Annotated in this window: 18 protein-coding genes; 9 read left to right on the plus strand and 9 right to left on the minus strand. The window is 36.4% G+C overall.

Features of this window, described 5'->3' with window-relative positions; all coding sequences use genetic code 11:
• Positions 1 to 61 precede the first annotated feature (61 nt).
• Positions 62 to 418, plus strand: a complete 357-nt coding sequence (locus O5640_RS08925) for a rhodanese-like domain-containing protein (RefSeq protein WP_269612103.1) — start codon at positions 62 to 64, stop codon at positions 416 to 418.
• Between the two features lie 8 nt (positions 419 to 426).
• Here O5640_RS08925 and trpB read toward each other — a convergent pair whose 3' ends face one another.
• A complete protein-coding gene (gene trpB, locus O5640_RS08930; RefSeq protein ID WP_269612104.1) occupies positions 427 to 1,686 on the minus strand; it encodes a tryptophan synthase subunit beta in 1,260 nt (419 codons plus the stop codon).
• A 40-nt stretch (positions 1,687 to 1,726) separates the two neighbouring features.
• Here trpB and O5640_RS08935 point away from each other — a divergent pair, with 40 nt between their 5' ends.
• Together O5640_RS08935 and cysC are read left to right on the plus strand one after the other, a co-directional pair.
• Positions 1,727 to 2,050 carry a translation initiation factor gene (locus O5640_RS08935; RefSeq protein ID WP_269612105.1) on the plus strand — a complete coding sequence of 108 codons (324 nt, stop codon included), beginning with the start codon at positions 1,727 to 1,729 and terminating at the stop codon, positions 2,048 to 2,050.
• A 52-nt stretch (positions 2,051 to 2,102) separates the two neighbouring features.
• On the plus strand, positions 2,103 to 2,738 hold the full coding sequence (gene cysC, locus O5640_RS08940) for an adenylyl-sulfate kinase (protein ID WP_269612106.1): 636 nt from the start codon (positions 2,103 to 2,105) through the stop codon (positions 2,736 to 2,738).
• A 26-nt stretch (positions 2,739 to 2,764) separates the two neighbouring features.
• Here cysC and purE read toward each other — a convergent pair whose 3' ends face one another.
• A complete protein-coding gene (gene purE, locus O5640_RS08945; protein WP_269612107.1) occupies positions 2,765 to 3,301 on the minus strand; it encodes a 5-(carboxyamino)imidazole ribonucleotide mutase in 537 nt (178 codons plus the stop codon).
• Positions 3,302 to 3,379: 78 nt separating this feature from the next.
• On the opposite strand from purE, the gene O5640_RS08950 reads away from it, so the two are divergent.
• Both O5640_RS08950 and bchM read left to right on the plus strand, forming a co-directional pair.
• Positions 3,380 to 4,540 (plus strand): N-acetylglucosamine-6-phosphate deacetylase, encoded by a 1,161-nt coding sequence (locus O5640_RS08950; RefSeq protein ID WP_269612108.1) that lies wholly within the window; start codon positions 3,380 to 3,382, stop codon positions 4,538 to 4,540.
• 28 nt (positions 4,541 to 4,568) lie between these two features.
• Entirely contained in the window at positions 4,569 to 5,270 is a 702-nt protein-coding gene (bchM, locus tag O5640_RS08955; protein WP_269612109.1) for a magnesium protoporphyrin IX methyltransferase, read from the plus strand.
• A gap of 32 nt (positions 5,271 to 5,302) precedes the next feature.
• Here bchM and O5640_RS08960 read toward each other — a convergent pair whose 3' ends face one another.
• On the minus strand, positions 5,303 to 6,031 hold the full coding sequence (locus O5640_RS08960; RefSeq protein ID WP_269612110.1) for a response regulator transcription factor: 729 nt from the start codon (positions 6,029 to 6,031) through the stop codon (positions 5,303 to 5,305).
• A gap of 78 nt (positions 6,032 to 6,109) precedes the next feature.
• Here O5640_RS08960 and O5640_RS08965 point away from each other — a divergent pair, with 78 nt between their 5' ends.
• Positions 6,110 to 7,258 (plus strand): cysteine desulfurase family protein, encoded by a 1,149-nt coding sequence (locus tag O5640_RS08965; protein WP_269612111.1) that lies wholly within the window; start codon positions 6,110 to 6,112, stop codon positions 7,256 to 7,258.
• 7 nt (positions 7,259 to 7,265) lie between these two features.
• On the opposite strand, the gene rsmH is transcribed toward O5640_RS08965, so the two are convergent.
• The gene (gene rsmH, locus O5640_RS08970) at positions 7,266 to 8,180 is read right to left on the minus strand and encodes a 16S rRNA (cytosine(1402)-N(4))-methyltransferase RsmH (protein ID WP_269612112.1); all 915 of its coding nucleotides are present in this window, start codon (positions 8,178 to 8,180) and stop codon (positions 7,266 to 7,268) included.
• 41 nt (positions 8,181 to 8,221) lie between these two features.
• Between rsmH and O5640_RS08975 the strand changes: the two genes are divergently transcribed.
• A complete protein-coding gene (locus O5640_RS08975) occupies positions 8,222 to 9,406 on the plus strand; it encodes an NAD(P)H-quinone oxidoreductase subunit H (protein ID WP_269612113.1) in 1,185 nt (394 codons plus the stop codon).
• 6 nt (positions 9,407 to 9,412) lie between these two features.
• Positions 9,413 to 9,865, plus strand: a complete 453-nt coding sequence (locus tag O5640_RS08980; protein WP_269612114.1) for an acyl-CoA thioesterase — start codon at positions 9,413 to 9,415, stop codon at positions 9,863 to 9,865.
• Here the strand turns inward: O5640_RS08980 and O5640_RS08985 are convergent.
• From O5640_RS08985 to menA, 3 genes are read right to left on the minus strand one after another with little or no spacing between them, the layout of a single operon-like run.
• Positions 9,862 to 11,097: an AMP-binding protein gene (locus O5640_RS08985; protein ID WP_269612116.1), complete on the minus strand. Its 1,236-nt coding sequence runs from the start codon at positions 11,095 to 11,097 to the stop codon at positions 9,862 to 9,864. The genes O5640_RS08980 and O5640_RS08985 overlap by 4 nt on opposite strands.
• Positions 11,094 to 12,071: an o-succinylbenzoate synthase gene (gene menC / locus O5640_RS08990; RefSeq protein ID WP_269612117.1), complete on the minus strand. Its 978-nt coding sequence runs from the start codon at positions 12,069 to 12,071 to the stop codon at positions 11,094 to 11,096. The genes O5640_RS08985 and menC overlap by 4 nt, the downstream gene beginning before the upstream one ends.
• A gap of 19 nt (positions 12,072 to 12,090) precedes the next feature.
• Positions 12,091 to 13,014, minus strand: a complete 924-nt coding sequence (gene menA / locus O5640_RS08995; protein WP_269612118.1) for a 2-carboxy-1,4-naphthoquinone phytyltransferase — start codon at positions 13,012 to 13,014, stop codon at positions 12,091 to 12,093.
• Between the two features lie 99 nt (positions 13,015 to 13,113).
• Between menA and O5640_RS09000 the strand changes: the two genes are divergently transcribed.
• Positions 13,114 to 14,514 carry an isochorismate synthase gene (locus O5640_RS09000; protein ID WP_269612119.1) on the plus strand — a complete coding sequence of 467 codons (1,401 nt, stop codon included), beginning with the start codon at positions 13,114 to 13,116 and terminating at the stop codon, positions 14,512 to 14,514.
• Here the strand turns inward: O5640_RS09000 and gshB are convergent.
• Positions 14,492 to 15,421: a glutathione synthase gene (gshB, locus tag O5640_RS09005; protein WP_269612120.1), complete on the minus strand. Its 930-nt coding sequence runs from the start codon at positions 15,419 to 15,421 to the stop codon at positions 14,492 to 14,494. The genes O5640_RS09000 and gshB overlap by 23 nt on opposite strands.
• A 3-nt stretch (positions 15,422 to 15,424) precedes the next feature.
• On the minus strand, positions 15,425 to 15,688 hold the full coding sequence (grxC, locus tag O5640_RS09010; protein ID WP_269613836.1) for a glutaredoxin 3: 264 nt from the start codon (positions 15,686 to 15,688) through the stop codon (positions 15,425 to 15,427).
• Between the last annotated feature and the right edge of the window lie 21 nt (positions 15,689 to 15,709).

A 15,709-nucleotide genomic window follows, 5' to 3' on the forward strand; every position in this document is an offset into this window, starting at 1 on the left:
CATTTGTATACTTTTTGAGCTTTGATAAAAGAAAGCTTAATCTTTACTTAGAATCTCAAATATGAACCAGAACACTCCTTTAAATATATCTCCAAAAGAGTTAAATAAAATCTTAGAAGATGATTCTTCTGATAAACCATTCATTATAGATGTGAGGGAGGATAATGAAATTGCTATTGCTTCATTTTCATTTTCAGTATTACATCTTCCTTTGAGTAAGGCTGCAAACTGGTCAGCCAAAATAGGTGAACTGTTACCGAAGGAACAGCCTATTGTCGTTGTTTGCCATGCGGGTGTGAGAAGTCTGAATTTTGGTATTTGGCTTTTAGAACAAGGAATAACTAAAAGTGTGTGGAATCTTGTAGGGGGTATAGATGCTTGGAGCACTGATGTTGATCAATCTGTTCCAAGGTACTAATAGTCTTTTTACTTTATATTTTTTGATCCTAGTTTTTCAGCAACTGTGTTTACATCTTTATCTCCTCTACCAGAGCAGTTGATGACGATTTCTGAATTATCATTGAGAGTTGGGCAAAGTTTTTCGAGATAGGCAAATGCATGCGCGGTCTCTAACGCAGGAATAATACCTTCTAATTTACTAACTAATTGCAGAGCTTCAATAGCTTCAGTGTCAGTAACAGCTGCATATTCAGCACGACCAATTTCTTTGAAGTAACTATGCTCCGGTCCAACTCCTGGATAATCAAGACCTGCGCTAATGGAATGCGCCTCCTCAACTTGCCCATCTTTGTCTTGTAGCAGGAGACTCATGGCTCCATGAAGAACTCCTATTCTTCCTTCAGTAATTGTTGCTGCATGTCGACCAGTTTCGACTCCATCTCCAGCAGCTTCAACTCCAATCATTCGCACACTTTTGTCTTCAACAAAAGAATGGAAAAGACCCATTGCATTAGATCCGCCACCAACGCAAGCTAAAAGAACATCGGGAGACCTACCAAAAGCTTGTGTACATTGTTGCTTTGTTTCTTCTCCAATAACTGCGTGAAAATCTCTAACCAACATTGGATATGGATGTGGACCCGCAACTGAACCGAGAATATAATGAGTCGTTTCAACATTAGTAACCCAATCTCGAATAGCTTCGCTTGTTGCATCTTTGAGTGTTGCAGTACCACTTGTTACTGGCCTCACTGATGCCCCTAGTAATTGCATTCGGAAAACGTTTAAGGCTTGTCGTCGCATATCTTCTTTGCCCATATAGATAATGCATTCCAATCCAAAACGAGCGCAGACTGTCGCAGTCGCAACCCCATGCTGACCAGCTCCAGTTTCAGCAATAATTCTTTTTTTTCCCATCCGTATCGCAAGAAGAGCTTGCCCAAGTGCATTATTTATTTTGTGAGCACCTGTGTGATTTAGGTCTTCTCTTTTAAGCCAAATCCTTGGTCCTTTTAATGTCTTTTTTCTGTAATGTTCAGTTAATCTTGTGGCTTCGTATAGAGGAGTAGATCTTCCTACGTAAGTTTTTAATAAATGATTCAGTTCTGAAGTGAATGAAGAATCTTTCCATGCTTCTTTAGCAGCTTGCTCTAATTCAATAAGGGCAGGTATTAAAGTTTCAGGAACATATTGCCCCCCGTACTTACCAAATCGCCCAAGAGCATCTGGCCTTGTTAATGGAGATAAATCCGAATCTTTAAATTGTGTGGGGAGCGTACCTGTCACCGTAGATTAAGAAAATAGTTATCAGCCAAAACACAAGAAGATGTCGAAAGGTGGCTGGAGTGAATTTAATGACCCTCTTAAGACAATAGGGAATGACACTCAAAATAGTGTTACTCCTAAAGGAAAGCGACAAGTTCGTCTAGAAAGAACTCGATCTGGAAAGAAAGGTAAACTTGTTACTGTTATTAAAGGACTTGAATTAAAGCAAGCAGAGGCAAAAAAAATTCTTAAGAATTTAAAAATAGCTTGCGGGACAGGGGGGGCTTTGAAAGCTGATTTTTTAGAGTTACAAGGAGATCAAATCTCAAAAGCTCAAGAATTTCTTTTTAAGGAGGGTTATAGGCCAAAACAGAGTGGAGGTTAAGAATAAACTTTGTATAACAAGATGGAGAAGAGTAAACAATTAGTCTGAATTCATGGAACAAAACTCTCAAAGACCTCTTTCAAAAGCCACCAATATAGTTTGGCATCAATCTTCAGTTGATAGAGAAGCTAGATCTCGGCAACGAGGACATAGCAGTGCAATACTTTGGTTTACAGGTCTATCTGGTTCAGGGAAAAGCACACTAGCCAATGCAGTAAATGTAGCTCTGCACAAAAATGGTTATTCAACTTATGTGCTTGATGGTGACAACATCAGGCATGGTTTATGTAAAGACTTAGGATTCTCTAATAGTGATAGAGAAGAAAATATTAGAAGAATTGGCGAAGTCTCTAAATTGTTTCTTGATGCAGGAATAATAGTTTTAACTGCATTCGTATCACCATTTAGAGTCGATCGAGATAATGCGAGATCATTAGTTGGAGAAAATGATTTTATAGAAATACATTGTTCAGCTGATTTGGGGGTTTGTGAAACAAGAGATACAAAAGGACTTTATGCCAAGGCAAGAAATGGAGACATTAAAGATTTTACTGGAATCTCAAGTCCTTATGAAGATCCTAAGTCTCCAGAATTAAAAATTGATACTGGAAATCTAGAGATTGATAAATGCGTAAACTTAGTTATTAATTTTCTTGTGCAGAAAAAGATTATTTCAAAAATTTCTTAGTAAATTAGTAATCAATTTCACGGTAATTACATTTGTTCTAGATAAGTTATGGCTCCAATCTTTTTAAGTTTTTGATCTTTTTTTACGACAAGGTCGTGAAGCTCAGATCTGTAGGTTTTTAATTTGTTTGTCAATTCAGTATTGTTAATTGCCAAAATTTGAGTAGCTAAAAGACCAGCATTTAGGCCTCCTTCAATGGCAACTGTTGCCACGGGGATGCCTGAGGGCATTTGCAAGATTGAATACATAGAATCTATTCCTGAGAGAGCTTTACTTTTTACTGGAACCCCTATCACTGGAAGTGTCGTAAGTGATGCGATCATTCCTGGTAAATGAGCAGCCCCTCCAGCCCCCGCAATTATGACTTTAAAACCATTTGATTCTGCCATTTGAGCAAAATCCAACATTTTTTTTGGAGTTCTATGAGCAGATAAGATTCTTACTTCATTAGATATGCCAAATTGATCTAGAATTTCAACTGCAGGCTGAAGAGTTTGAAGATCTGAATCACTACCCATTACTACTGCTACTTGCTTAAATGTATTAGCTTCGGTTAAAGACAATTGTCAATTTTATAAATCTCATTCTTAATAATGGCAATTATTTATGAATCCTGCATTAATTATTTTTTTTTTTAAGAAATGAGAAAAATTATAAACATAAAATTACCTCAACCAGATAAAAGCGAAGATGAAAATAATGTATTTTCACTAGTTTTAGATGAACATGGAATTATTCTTTCTATTGATAAAAGTTCCAATAGGAAATCAATTTATGATGAAGATTGGTGCGGTGATTGGCTAAGTCCAAGAGCGATTGATCTTCAAATAAATGGAGGTTTAGGGGTCTCATTTACAGATTTAACTTTTAATAAAATACCTAAATTATTAACATTGCTTGATAGACTTTGGCTTGATGGAGTTGAAGGGATTTGTCCAACTTTTGTTAGTTGTTCTCCAGATCAATTCCAATTAGGGATGAAGGTCTTAAAGGAAACTAAAAAACATATTTCTAGTAATAGATGTCGACTCCTTGGTGCTCATATGGAAGGACCTTTTTTATGTGAATCATATTCTGGAGCACATGACATAGAAAGTATTTGTAAGCCAAGTATTTCTGCTTTAAATAAAAGAATAAAGGGATTTGAAAACGACATAGCATTAATGACATTGGCTCCAGAATTAAAAGGTTCTTTTGATGTTATTTCTCGTCTAAGAGAATTAAATATCGTGGTTTCACTTGGACATTCTTCAGCTGATTTTGATTCGGCGATGAATGCTTTTAATAATGGAGTGACTATGGTTACACATACTTTTAATGCAATGAAAGGTTTGCATCATAGGGCTATTGGTCCTATCGGAGCGGCTTCAAGCAGAGATGATATCTTCCTAGGACTGATTGCTGATGGTGTTCATGTTCATGCAGATATGATTAGGCTTTTAAAGATAATTGCACCAAAGCAAATTGTCTTAGTCAGTGATGCAATATCAGCTTATGGTTTAGGAGATGGATCGTTTAATTGGGACAAACGCTTGATAACAGTAGAAAATGGTTTATGCATACTTCCTAATGAAACAATTGCAGGATCCACGTTGCCTTTACTAGATGCATGCAAAAAAATAGCTAATTGGATTAATGATCCTTCTGCTGCTATTTGGATGGCAACAATTGCTCCACGTATGGTATTAAGTCAAAACAAAATGACTTCAGAATCTTTTTTTATTGGAAAAAATATTCAGTCTTTACTTCGATGGAAAATGAATTCTTGTAATCATCAGTTGTCTTGGCAGTTGGCTGCGTAAGATTGGTAAGAGATAATTATCTGATTAAATGACAACGCAAATTGAGAACAATGAAAAGGCGGAAGTCGCGGAATATTTTAATGGGACTGGGTTTGATAGATGGAATCGCATATATAGCGAAAGTGATGATGTAAATAAAGTGCAAAAAAATATCAGGATAGGTCACCAAAAGACAGTTGATGATGTAATTAGTTGGTTGAAAGAGTATGACAATATCAAGGATAAAACTTTCTGTGATGCTGGCTGCGGTGTTGGTAGTTTAAGTATTCCATTGGCAAAATTGGGTGCTAAATCGATTCATTTAAGTGATATTTCTGAAGCCATGATAAATGAGACAAAAAGCAGGGCAAAGGGAGCAGGTTTGGACTTGAATAAGCTGAATTTCCGAACATCTGATTTAGAGAATTTAAAAGGTTCATTTAATACAGTTATTTGCTTAGATGTTTTCATTCATTACCCTCAACAGGAGGCTGAGGCAATGGTGAAACATCTATGTCAATTATCTGAAGAGAGATTAATTGTTAGCTTTGCTCCCTATACGCCTTTACTAGCCCTGTTGAAAGGTATTGGTCAACTATTTCCTGGACCAAGTAAAACTACTCGAGCATATACATTAAGGGAAACTGGAATTATTGAAGCTGCAAAGCAATCTGGTTTTAAAGTGATCAAAAGTAAGTTGAATCAAGCTCCTTTCTATTTTTCGAAATTAATAGAATTTGTTAAATACTAGTGAACTAAAATTTTTATTTTTCAAAAACACATTTATGTAACTAAATGATTTTCAAGTGCATATCTAACTAATTCTGTTCTACTAGAAGTACCGGTTTTAATAAATAATCGACTCACATATTTCTCTACATTGCGTATAGAAGTCTCAAGTTGTCTTGCAATTTCTTTGTTCATTAAACCTTCCGCTACTAGTTGCAAAACGCTTGCTTCTCTTGGGGTGAAATTTGGAATTGAATCATCTTTCCGTGAGTTATTTTTATCTCCATGGCTAAGCATTGATTTGATTTCTGTAATCTGTTTTGCCATTTGGCCAACATCAGCATTCGCAAATCTGGCTGCTTCAGTTAGTAAGCGCTCTTGCCTCTGAACTACATTCTTAACTCTTGCAACTAACTCATCGGGATCAAATGGTTTTGGCATGTAGTCGTCTACACCTGCTTGATACCCTTGAGTTCTATCAGCAGTCATACCCTTAGCAGTAAGAAAAATGACAGGTGTACCTCCAAGTCTTTCGTCTTCTCTAATTTTTTTTAAAAGCCCATAACCATCACACCTAGGCATCATAACGTCACTGATAATTACATCAGGGATCATTTTTTGAGCTTTTTCCCATCCCTCTTCTCCATCTACAGCGGTTGTAACTTGAAATCCTTCATCTTCAAGATAAGCCTGAACAGCAGTTCTTAAACCAGGCTCGTCATCGACAAGTAATATCCTGGGAGTCTGAGAAACTTCTTGTGTTGATGGATTTGGGTCACTCATAAAAATTGGACTTCTAAAGTTTTTAAAGAGGATTTTAACCTTTATTCCTCTCTATTATTAAGCTTAACGAATCAATCAATGGATAATAAGCATCTGATTTTTGATTTTCAATCCTCAACACCATGTAGCACAAAGGTCGTTGAGGAAATGGCTCCTTATTGGAATGTGTTGTGGGGTAATCCCTCTAATACTAATAATCGATCCGGTGTTTTTGCTTCAGCTGCAGTAGAAGTATCTCGTGAAAAAATAGCTGCATATTTGAACATCAATCCGAAAAGACTAATTTTCACGAGTGGGGCAACAGAAGCAAATAATTTGGGTTTAGTTGGACATGCACGATCTAAAGCACAACTCACTGGAAAACCTGGACACATAATTACCGTTTCAACTGAACATCATGCAGTCCTTGATCCGCTTAGGCAGCTTCAAAAAGAAGGCTTTCGTTTGTCAGAATTACAACCCAATACAGATGGTTTAATCAATATTGAACAACTATCTGAAGCTGTTGAAAAAGATACTTTTTTGGTCAGCGTTATGGCTGCAAATAATGAGATAGGGGTTTTGCAACCTATTGCTGAAATTGGGTCTTTTTGTAAGAGAAAGGGAATTGCTTTTCATACTGATGCTGCTCAAGCCTTGGGCTACTTAGATTTAGACCCCGATAAATCTCTCATTGATCTGATGAGTTTGAGTGCGCACAAAATCTATGGCCCTAAAGGAATTGGGGCTTTGGTGATTAGGGAAGGATTCCCTCTTGAACCATCTCAATATGGAGGAGGTCAAGAGCTGGGATTAAGATCTGGCACGCTCCCTGTCCCTTTAATTGTTGGTTTCGCAAAGGCAGTCGAAATAACAAAAATTGATCAGGATAAGAGGAATAAGAGACTTTTATTTTTTAGAAATCTATTGTTGAGTGGATTAAAAAAGAATATTTCTGGATTGATAGTTAATGGATCTATCGAGCAAAGATTGCCTCATAATCTCAATATTACTTTTCCTGGTGTGAAGGGAAATCAATTGCATGGTCAATTAAGAAGATTTATTTTTTGTACTAGTGGTTCAGCTTGCAGTAATGGTGAAGCTTCTCATGTCCTTAAGGAGATAGGACTCTGCAAAAAAGATGCTGAAGCATCAATAAGGATGAGTATTGGTAGGAAAACTACCGAGAAAGATATCAAAGAAGCTATTGAGATTATTACAAATATAGTGATCAATCTTAGAAAATAAGTTAATTCTATTTTAAAAATTTCTTTGCAGAAATTCTTAACTTGGCACTTTTACTTCTTGGATTTAATTCTATCTCTTCAGGGCCTGCTCTCATTGGTTTTTTAGATAGTACTTTTAATCTATGATCAGTTTTAAAACTCGATTTTACTCTTCTATCTTCTAGTGAATGAAAACTCATTACCATAAAAAGTCCATTTTCTAACAACCAGTTTGGAGCTTTTAAAAGTAAACTGTCGAGCGAACCTAATTCATTATTTACAGCTATTCTTAAAGCCTGAAAAGTTCTTGTTGAGGGATGAATCCGACCATATCTTTGCTTGGGTGGGAAGCATCCGGCTATTGCATAAGAAAGGTCTTGAGTTCCAGAGTATGGTCCATGTGCAGCTAGATCAGTTTTGATTTTTCTTGCAATACGCCTAGAGCGCTTTTCTTCTCCTAATTTATATATTAAATCAGCTAGATCCTTCTCAGAGAGAGTTTCAATGATTTCAGCTGCACTTGAACCCTTTTTGGGATTCATGCGCATATCTATTGGACCGTTTAGACGAAAGCTAAAACCTCGTGAAGGCTCATCAAGTTGATGACTACTAACTCCAAGATCTGCTAAGACGCAAATGGCTTGCTGGTCAAGTGAAAAGTCTGCGAAGTTTGTAGAGATTATTTCTATTCTTGTTCCAAATTTTATTAATTTTTTTGATGCTGCTTCTCTAGCTATTGGGTCTTGATCAAGCCCTATAATTTTGATTCCTGGGAAATTTTCTAGTATTTGAGCTGAATGCCCTCCTCCTCCAATGGTGGCATCAATAATTAATCCTTGTTTTGTTAATTCACTTGGTAATTCCTTCAGTGATTGGATTATTTCTTTCCCCATTATAGGGACATGATTAAAGTTAGAACTTGCACTAATTGGCCCTTCTTTCATGAGTTTTCACTAGTATTTAAACATTGCTTTGGTTGGGCCTAATGACGCAGCTTGAAACGCGTACCGAGCCAATGGTGGTCAACTTTGGGCCACATCATCCATCAATGCATGGGGTGCTGCGACTGGTCGTAACCCTTGATGGAGAGGATGTTGTTGATTGTGAACCAGTTATTGGTTACTTGCATCGAGGGATGGAGAAAATTGCTGAGAATAGAACAAACGTTATGTTTGTTCCTTACGTGAGCCGCATGGATTATGCGGCTGGTATGTTTTATGAAGCAATTGTTGTTAATGCCCCTGAGCGTTTAGCAAATATTAAGGTACCTAAACGAGCAAGTTATATCAGAGTGATAATGCTTGAGTTGAATAGAATCGCTAACCATTTGCTATGGTTAGGGCCATTTTTGGCTGATGTCGGGGCACAAACTCCTTTCTTCTATATTTTTAGAGAAAGAGAGATGATTTACGATTTATGGGAGGCTGCAACTGGTCAAAGATTGATTAATAATAATTATTTTCGTATTGGTGGCGTTGCATGTGATTTACCTTGGGGTTGGTTAGAAAAATGCAAAGATTTTTGTGATTGGTTTGGTCCGAAAATTGATGAATATGAAAAGTTGATAACTAATAACCCTATCTTTCGTAGACGTATAGAAGGTTTAGGAGTTATAGGGAAAGAGCAAGCGATTAACTGGAGTCTGTCTGGTCCAATGCTTCGGGCAGCAGGTGTTCCATGGGATTTGAGAAAGGTAGATCATTATGAATGTTATGACGATTTTGAATGGGATATTGCATGGGAGAAAGAGGGGGATTGTTATGCAAGATATAGAGTTCGTATTGAAGAAATGAGACAGTCATTAAAAATATTGCGACAAGCTTGTGAGATGATTCCTGGGGGTCCCACAGAAAATCTTGAGGCACAAAGGACAGTTGATGGAAAAAAAGGTGATTTATCAGGGTTTGATTATCAATATGTAGCTAAGAAAGTTGCACCTACTTTTAAGATTCCTAATGGTGAATTATACACACGCCTTGAGTCTGGAAAAGGAGAGATAGGAGTATTTATTCAAGGTAATAATGATGTAACTCCTTGGCGGTTTAAAATTAGAGCAGCTGATTCTAATAATTTGCAGATACTTCCTCACATACTGAAGGGAGCTAAAGTCGCTGACATAATGGCTATCTTAGGTTCTATTGATGTGATTATGGGTTCTGTGGATAGATAGTTTCTTTTGGAAAAGCGTAATCCTAGAGAATGGTTATGTTTGAAACGAACAGTTCGTTTTGGTGAGACAGATGCTGCTGGTGTGGTGCATTTTCTTGAATTATTCAGATGGTGTCATGAAACTTGGGAAGAAAGTTTAGAAAATTATGGAATAGTTTTGCAGGAAATTTTTCCTACAACCCAAATGAATAAATGCCAACTGAATGTAGCTTTACCAGTTGTTCATTGTGAAGCAAATTATTTTCAACCACTTTATGTTGGAGATACTATCAATATCGAACTGAACCCAGAGAAGATAAATGAGTCTTCATTTATACTTCGATTTAAATTCAAAAAGAATGGTGAGAAAATTGGTACGACAAATATAAAACATGTATCGATAAATACGATTACAAGAGAAAAATGCGCATTATCTAAGCAAATAAATTTGTGGCTTCATGAATCTAGTTTGAATTTTTAGTTAATAGGTCTATTAAGGACTATCCAATCTTGCCATTTTTTGATTTCCCATTTTTTATTGATATTTCTTGAAAGTTTTGGACAATCGTACCACTTTAGTGGTTTTTTGGATGGCTGCCAGTCCTCAATGAGATCAGTCAGAAGTGAGATGATTGGATATCTGTTGATTTCTTTCTCTTTGAATTTCGTTAAGGCAACTAAACGTTGTCCCCATTTCTTATCACTAACTCCTAGTACAAAAATGTCTTTAATTGGGATTTGATGTTTTGAGACTATTTTCATTAATTCTATTTCGATATCTTCTGGGAAAATCGTTTCACCACCTGAATTTATAGCTGAATCTCTTCTGCCTAGAATTTGTATTGCTTTTCTATTGTCGAGACTGATGTATTGCGCTAAATCGCCTGCTTCCCACCATCCATTCGTATCTGTAATTTCTACGAATTTACCATTATTCCATTTTGAAGTTGCAATTCTACTAGTTTTAATTTTAAGTGAATGTCTTTTGTTGATTTCTATCTCAACATCTTCAAGAGGGAACCCAACACTATTACTTCCTTTTATAAAATCTTTGGGACTCAAGCAAGTCACCATTGCTCCAGTTTCGGTAGCCCCATAACAAGGCGCTAAATTAATAGACTTTCTCCGCGCTTTGTCAGCAAGATCTATGGGGATCAAAGCTCCTCCAAGCCAGATTAAAGCTAGAGATTGCAGCCATTTTAAACCATCAGGATTATCAATCAAAGATAATAATTGAGTTGGGACTAGGGATGTAATTAATGGACGTCTATATTTATTAGCTAATGCTTCACTAAACTGCCTAAGTTGAAGCGGTTCATGCATGAAAGAAGGTGAAATCCAGTGATACTCTGATCGCCAAGTGCGATGTCTCCACCAAGGCATGAAGCCACTTATATGGTGTAAAGGTAGTGAATTCAGAATGATGCACTCATTTGGTGTAAGTCCATGATTCTTTAACCACTTTCCGGTTGCTAAAGCCGACTTAGTTAGATTTTTAATTGATTGTAAACACAGATTTGGTCCTCCAATACTGCCCCCACTTGCAATGATTATTCCTTCTCCTTCAGGTAAAGATAACGATGTGGAAAATTTCGTTTGATCTTTTGGAGGTGCTAGATATACCCAGTTATGTTTTTCAAAATTCTTCAAAATTTCTTTTGAACATTCCAGGTTTTTTTCAGGAATACATTTTACAACTGCAATATTGCTCATGCGGCTTCCCAGACTAATTTTGGATTGTTGTTAAAGAGTGGCCCTTTGGGGCACCACCCAGGTGCAAGTCCAGGTGCACAAGGATTTTCTCTTTTGAGTTGCATAGCAGCGAGGTGATTAATCCATTTTCTACCAATACCAGTTTCAAAAGCTGTGCTTATTACTTTTTGACTATCTTCTTTCTCTAGTTCTTTTAAAAGTAATCGAGGATCACCATCTAATGCAGGGCGACGGATTTGCCAACTTTTCCATGTTTTTCGTAAATATGGAAATTCAACTAATGATTCATCTAGTGCAATTGGAATTTGATTGGCTAATGAAAATAAACCTTCAATGTCTTTTGATGGGAGTGGCTGTTCAATCCATTCCAAACGAGATTCGTTTTTGAGTTCGTTACTCCATTCTTGTGCTTTTTGACGACTCCATCCTCCATTCGGATCAATTCGAAGTTTAAAATTTTTTGGGAGAATATCTAAGATTTTTTGTAATATTCTCTCTTCCTCAAAGTTATTTTCTTGGTTAGATACTTTCCACTTTATTGTAGATGAACTTTCCTTTTTATTTGATCTATCTATATAGTTAATTATTGACTCTAAAGGATCTATATCTGTAGGTAAAAGATAAGCTGATTTTGTGATATCAAATACTTCAAAATCTAGCTTTCTTATAGTTTGATTTTCCAAATCGGCTAAGGAGGCTCCCAATCCAAAAGTAAGTGCTCCTAATCCTTCTAATTCACGTAAATAGTTTTCTATTGAATCTTTTGTAGTTTGTCTTCCAATAAAATTTAGACATTCGATACTTTTTTTTAATTCATTTTTCTCAATAGGTGAAACTTCACCCCATCCACAATTCCCATCTGAGTCTTTTATTCTCAACAATAAACCTACCTTGTTATGAATAATTCCTTGCGAGGTGATTAACTTTCTTGTTAATTGAAATGAAAATGGCTTGATATTAATAATTAATTTCATGATTCAACAAAATCAAAAATTAATTATAAAAAAATGAGGATATAGCAAAACCTATACTCAAGCATAAACCATTAATTGTCTGAAAGCGTAGAGCTAAAAACTTACTATTTTTAATAAGCTCGGGTTGATTGTGATGTCTTTTAATTAATTTGATAAGATCTAAACCTGAAGGAAGGCTAATTAAACATATAAGAGTCGTTATTGGCCATATTCCACTCATTACTGGAAATAATTCTAATAAAAATATTAGACCAACTAACCACGGTAAAAATTCTGCCGCTCGATGAGTGCCTAAAACAACTAAGGGTGATTTTTTACCGACAGCAGCATCTTGGTTGATTTGATGAAAATGCGAACAGAACAGAACCAAAGTGGTAGCCATCGCTGGACCTGCTCCAACCATAAGTGCTGTTCCCCAGGGGATTGCGTGAATATTAGATTTTGTAGAAATAACAATTAGTGCAGCAGCTGTCGCAAGAGGGCCAAAGGCAATCCAGCATAGGGGTTCTCCCAACCCCTTATACCCCAGTCTAAATGGTGGCCCTTGATATAAATATCCAAGGAAACAGCAAATTAAGACCAAAAAAAGTACTGTTATTTTACTTTTTAGAGCAAGGATAAATATGATAAATAATCCTAATAAAAGAGAAAAATATGCAACTCGGCTTACAGTGGTTTTATTACCTGTTAAAGCGACTACAGAGTGGAATTTGTATTTGTCAACGCCAGTTTCATCGTCAAAAAGATCATTGGTAAGGTTTTCCCAAAGCAAAATCAAGATAGAGGCAATTAGAAAACCGATGAATTGTCCTAGACGAATATTGCCATTATTCCCTAGCTCCCATCCTGCAGATAAAATTACAGGCATTATTGCGACTGAATACAATGGCCACTTAATTGCCGCTTGCCAAAGATGTTTCCTTTCAGTTGTAGAAGATTTCACTGATAAAATAACCTTCCTTGTTTGTTTCTTGGTTCCTTTCTCAAGACTAGGCAGCAGTTCATGTATTGGTTTATTTATGTATAAAGGTTCTAATTAGTTATGAATTTAGAACCTGTTTTTAGTGAGCTTTTAATTACTTCTCTTCGCAAATGGAGTGAACGAAAAGTTGATGAATGTATCTTGAGCATTTCTGTCCCTGTAAGTCAAACAGATCCATTAACGACATTACCTTTAATTGCTGAAAAACATCAGTTTAGATTTCTTTGGGATCTCTCTCCCGGATTGTGCATTTCTGCCGGAGGACATTGTCAATCTTTGGATTTATCTGGACCAAAGAGGTTCGAAAATGCACAAAGGTTTAGTGATGAGATTTTCACTCGATTGATAGATATTTCTCCAAGTCCATCATTTTCAGCATCAAGGATTTTATTTTCATTTTCTTTCTTTGATCAAATTAAAAGTAATGAAAAATCAATAGATGATAAGTTTTCCCTTCAGGCTGTTTTGCCTAAGTGGCAATTAACTGCAAAAGATGGATTGACATGGTTACGATTAAATTCAGTTACCCAAAACCCTTCAGATGTGCGTGAAGCAATAGAAAGATTGTGGTCAATTCGAGAAAAGATAAATAAATCACCAGTTCAAATTGTCCATGATGTAAAAGAAAATTTCTTAATCGATAATTTCTCTGATGATTGGAAATCTCAATATCGAGATGCGTTGAACAAAGGGATCGAATTAATAAATGCAGGTGATTTGGATAAACTTGTCTTAGCTACGAGACAACGTCTTTCCCTAAGAGAACCATTAGATCCACTGAACTTACTTGCTCGCTTAAGAGTTCAGCAAACTAATAGTTGTCGATTCCTATGGCAAAAAAATTATGACGAGTCATTTTTTGGTGCATCACCTGAGAGATTAATAAGTCTCAATCAAAATCAGTTGTTAATTGATGCTTTGGCTGGTACTGCAAAAAAAGGCGATGATGGAAAAGAATTACTTGCCTCTTCTAAAGATTTAAGAGAACACCATTTTGTAGTTAATTCCATTGTTGAAAAACTTTTAAGAAAAGGTATTGAAGCAAGTCATCCATCTCAACCAAAATTAATTACTCAAGGCCATTTAATTCATTTGCATACTCTTATTCAAGCATATGTTAGAGAAAAATCTCCTCTTGACTTAGTTAAAATGCTTCATCCAACTCCTGCTGTTGCTGGCTTGCCACTGACTAAATCTTTGAGTTGGTTGAGAGCTTTAGAACCATTTGAGCGTCAAACGTATGCTTCTCCAGTTGGATGGATAGATAAAAATCAAAATTCAGAATTTAGAGTGGCCATTCGTTATGGACAGGTTAGAGGCGATGAACTGAAATTGTTTGCTGGCGCTGGACTTGTAAAAGGATCAACTGTTGAAGGAGAAATGCAAGAAGTAGCTTTGAAATTTGAAGTTTTAAGAAATCAATTAAACTTAGATAGAATTAATTGTTCAAATGATCTATAAGGTTATCAATGACTTGATCTGCTAATGGAATATTCATTAAGTTTTCTACTTCTCTAATACCCGTTGGACTCGTAACATTAATCTCACTGAGCATCCCTCCAATAACATCTATTCCAACAAAAAAGAGCCCTTCATTCTGTAAAGCAGGCTTTATTTGATCGCATATTTCTACTTCTTTAGGAGTTAATTTAGTTATCTCAGCTTTTCCACCTAAAGCGAGGTTGCTTCTGAAGTCCCCTTTTTTTGGACGTCTATTAATTGCACCTAATGGCTCTCCATTAACCAAAAGGATTCTTTTATCGCCATTCATTACTTCTGGTAGAAATTGTTGCATCATTACTGGCAAATGTTCTTGTGAAGTAACCAGTTCGAGTAATGCTTCTAAGCCTGGAGCATCCTTTGCAACTCGTATGACTCCTTGCCCACCTTTCCCTCCAAGTGGCTTCAAAACAACTTCTCCGTACTCTTTTGCAAATATAATTAATTGTTCCACCCTGCTCGCGACAAGAGTGGGAGCCATTAAATCACTAAATCTTAAAGCTCCTAACTTTTCATTCCAAGCTCTAAGTGATGCAGGCTTGTTTATTACATTGACACCATCTCTTTCAGCAACTTCTAATAAATGAGTTGCATATAAAAAAGCCTCGTCAACAGGTGGATCTTTGCGCATCCAAATGCATGAGAAATCTTTTAAAGGAAGGCTTTTAGACGACTGGATATTGATCCATGGTTCACAATTGACTTTGTTGGAAACGACCCATGCATCGTCTCCTCGGGCTTGCAAGTCCGAGGGAGTACAGATCCAAACATCTATGTTGGCTCTAGATGCGGCTTGCATAAGTGCTGCTGATGAATCCTTATTGGGATTAATATTTTCAATTGGGTCTAAGACAAATAGTTGCTTCATGAATCAAGTTCTAATTCCAATCAGTTCATTTAATTCGTTGTTTCTCTCAAGTTCGTAGAGCTCGTCGCAACCTCCAATACTTTTTTCATTAATAAAAATTTGTGGAACAGTTCTGCGACCTCCTGCTCTTTCAGACATTTTTGTTCTTGCATCATCGTCTCCATCTATAGAATATTCTGTGAATTGAACTCCTTTGTCATTTAGTAGTGCTTTTGCACGTAAGCAAAATGGGCAAAATCTCCAAGTGTATATTTCCACTTTAGTAATGCCTGAATCGGGAATTGATCT

This window comes from Prochlorococcus marinus str. MIT 0912 (assembly GCF_027359595.1).
Taxonomy (GTDB): Bacteria; Cyanobacteriota; Cyanobacteriia; order PCC-6307; family Cyanobiaceae; genus Prochlorococcus_B; species Prochlorococcus_B marinus_C.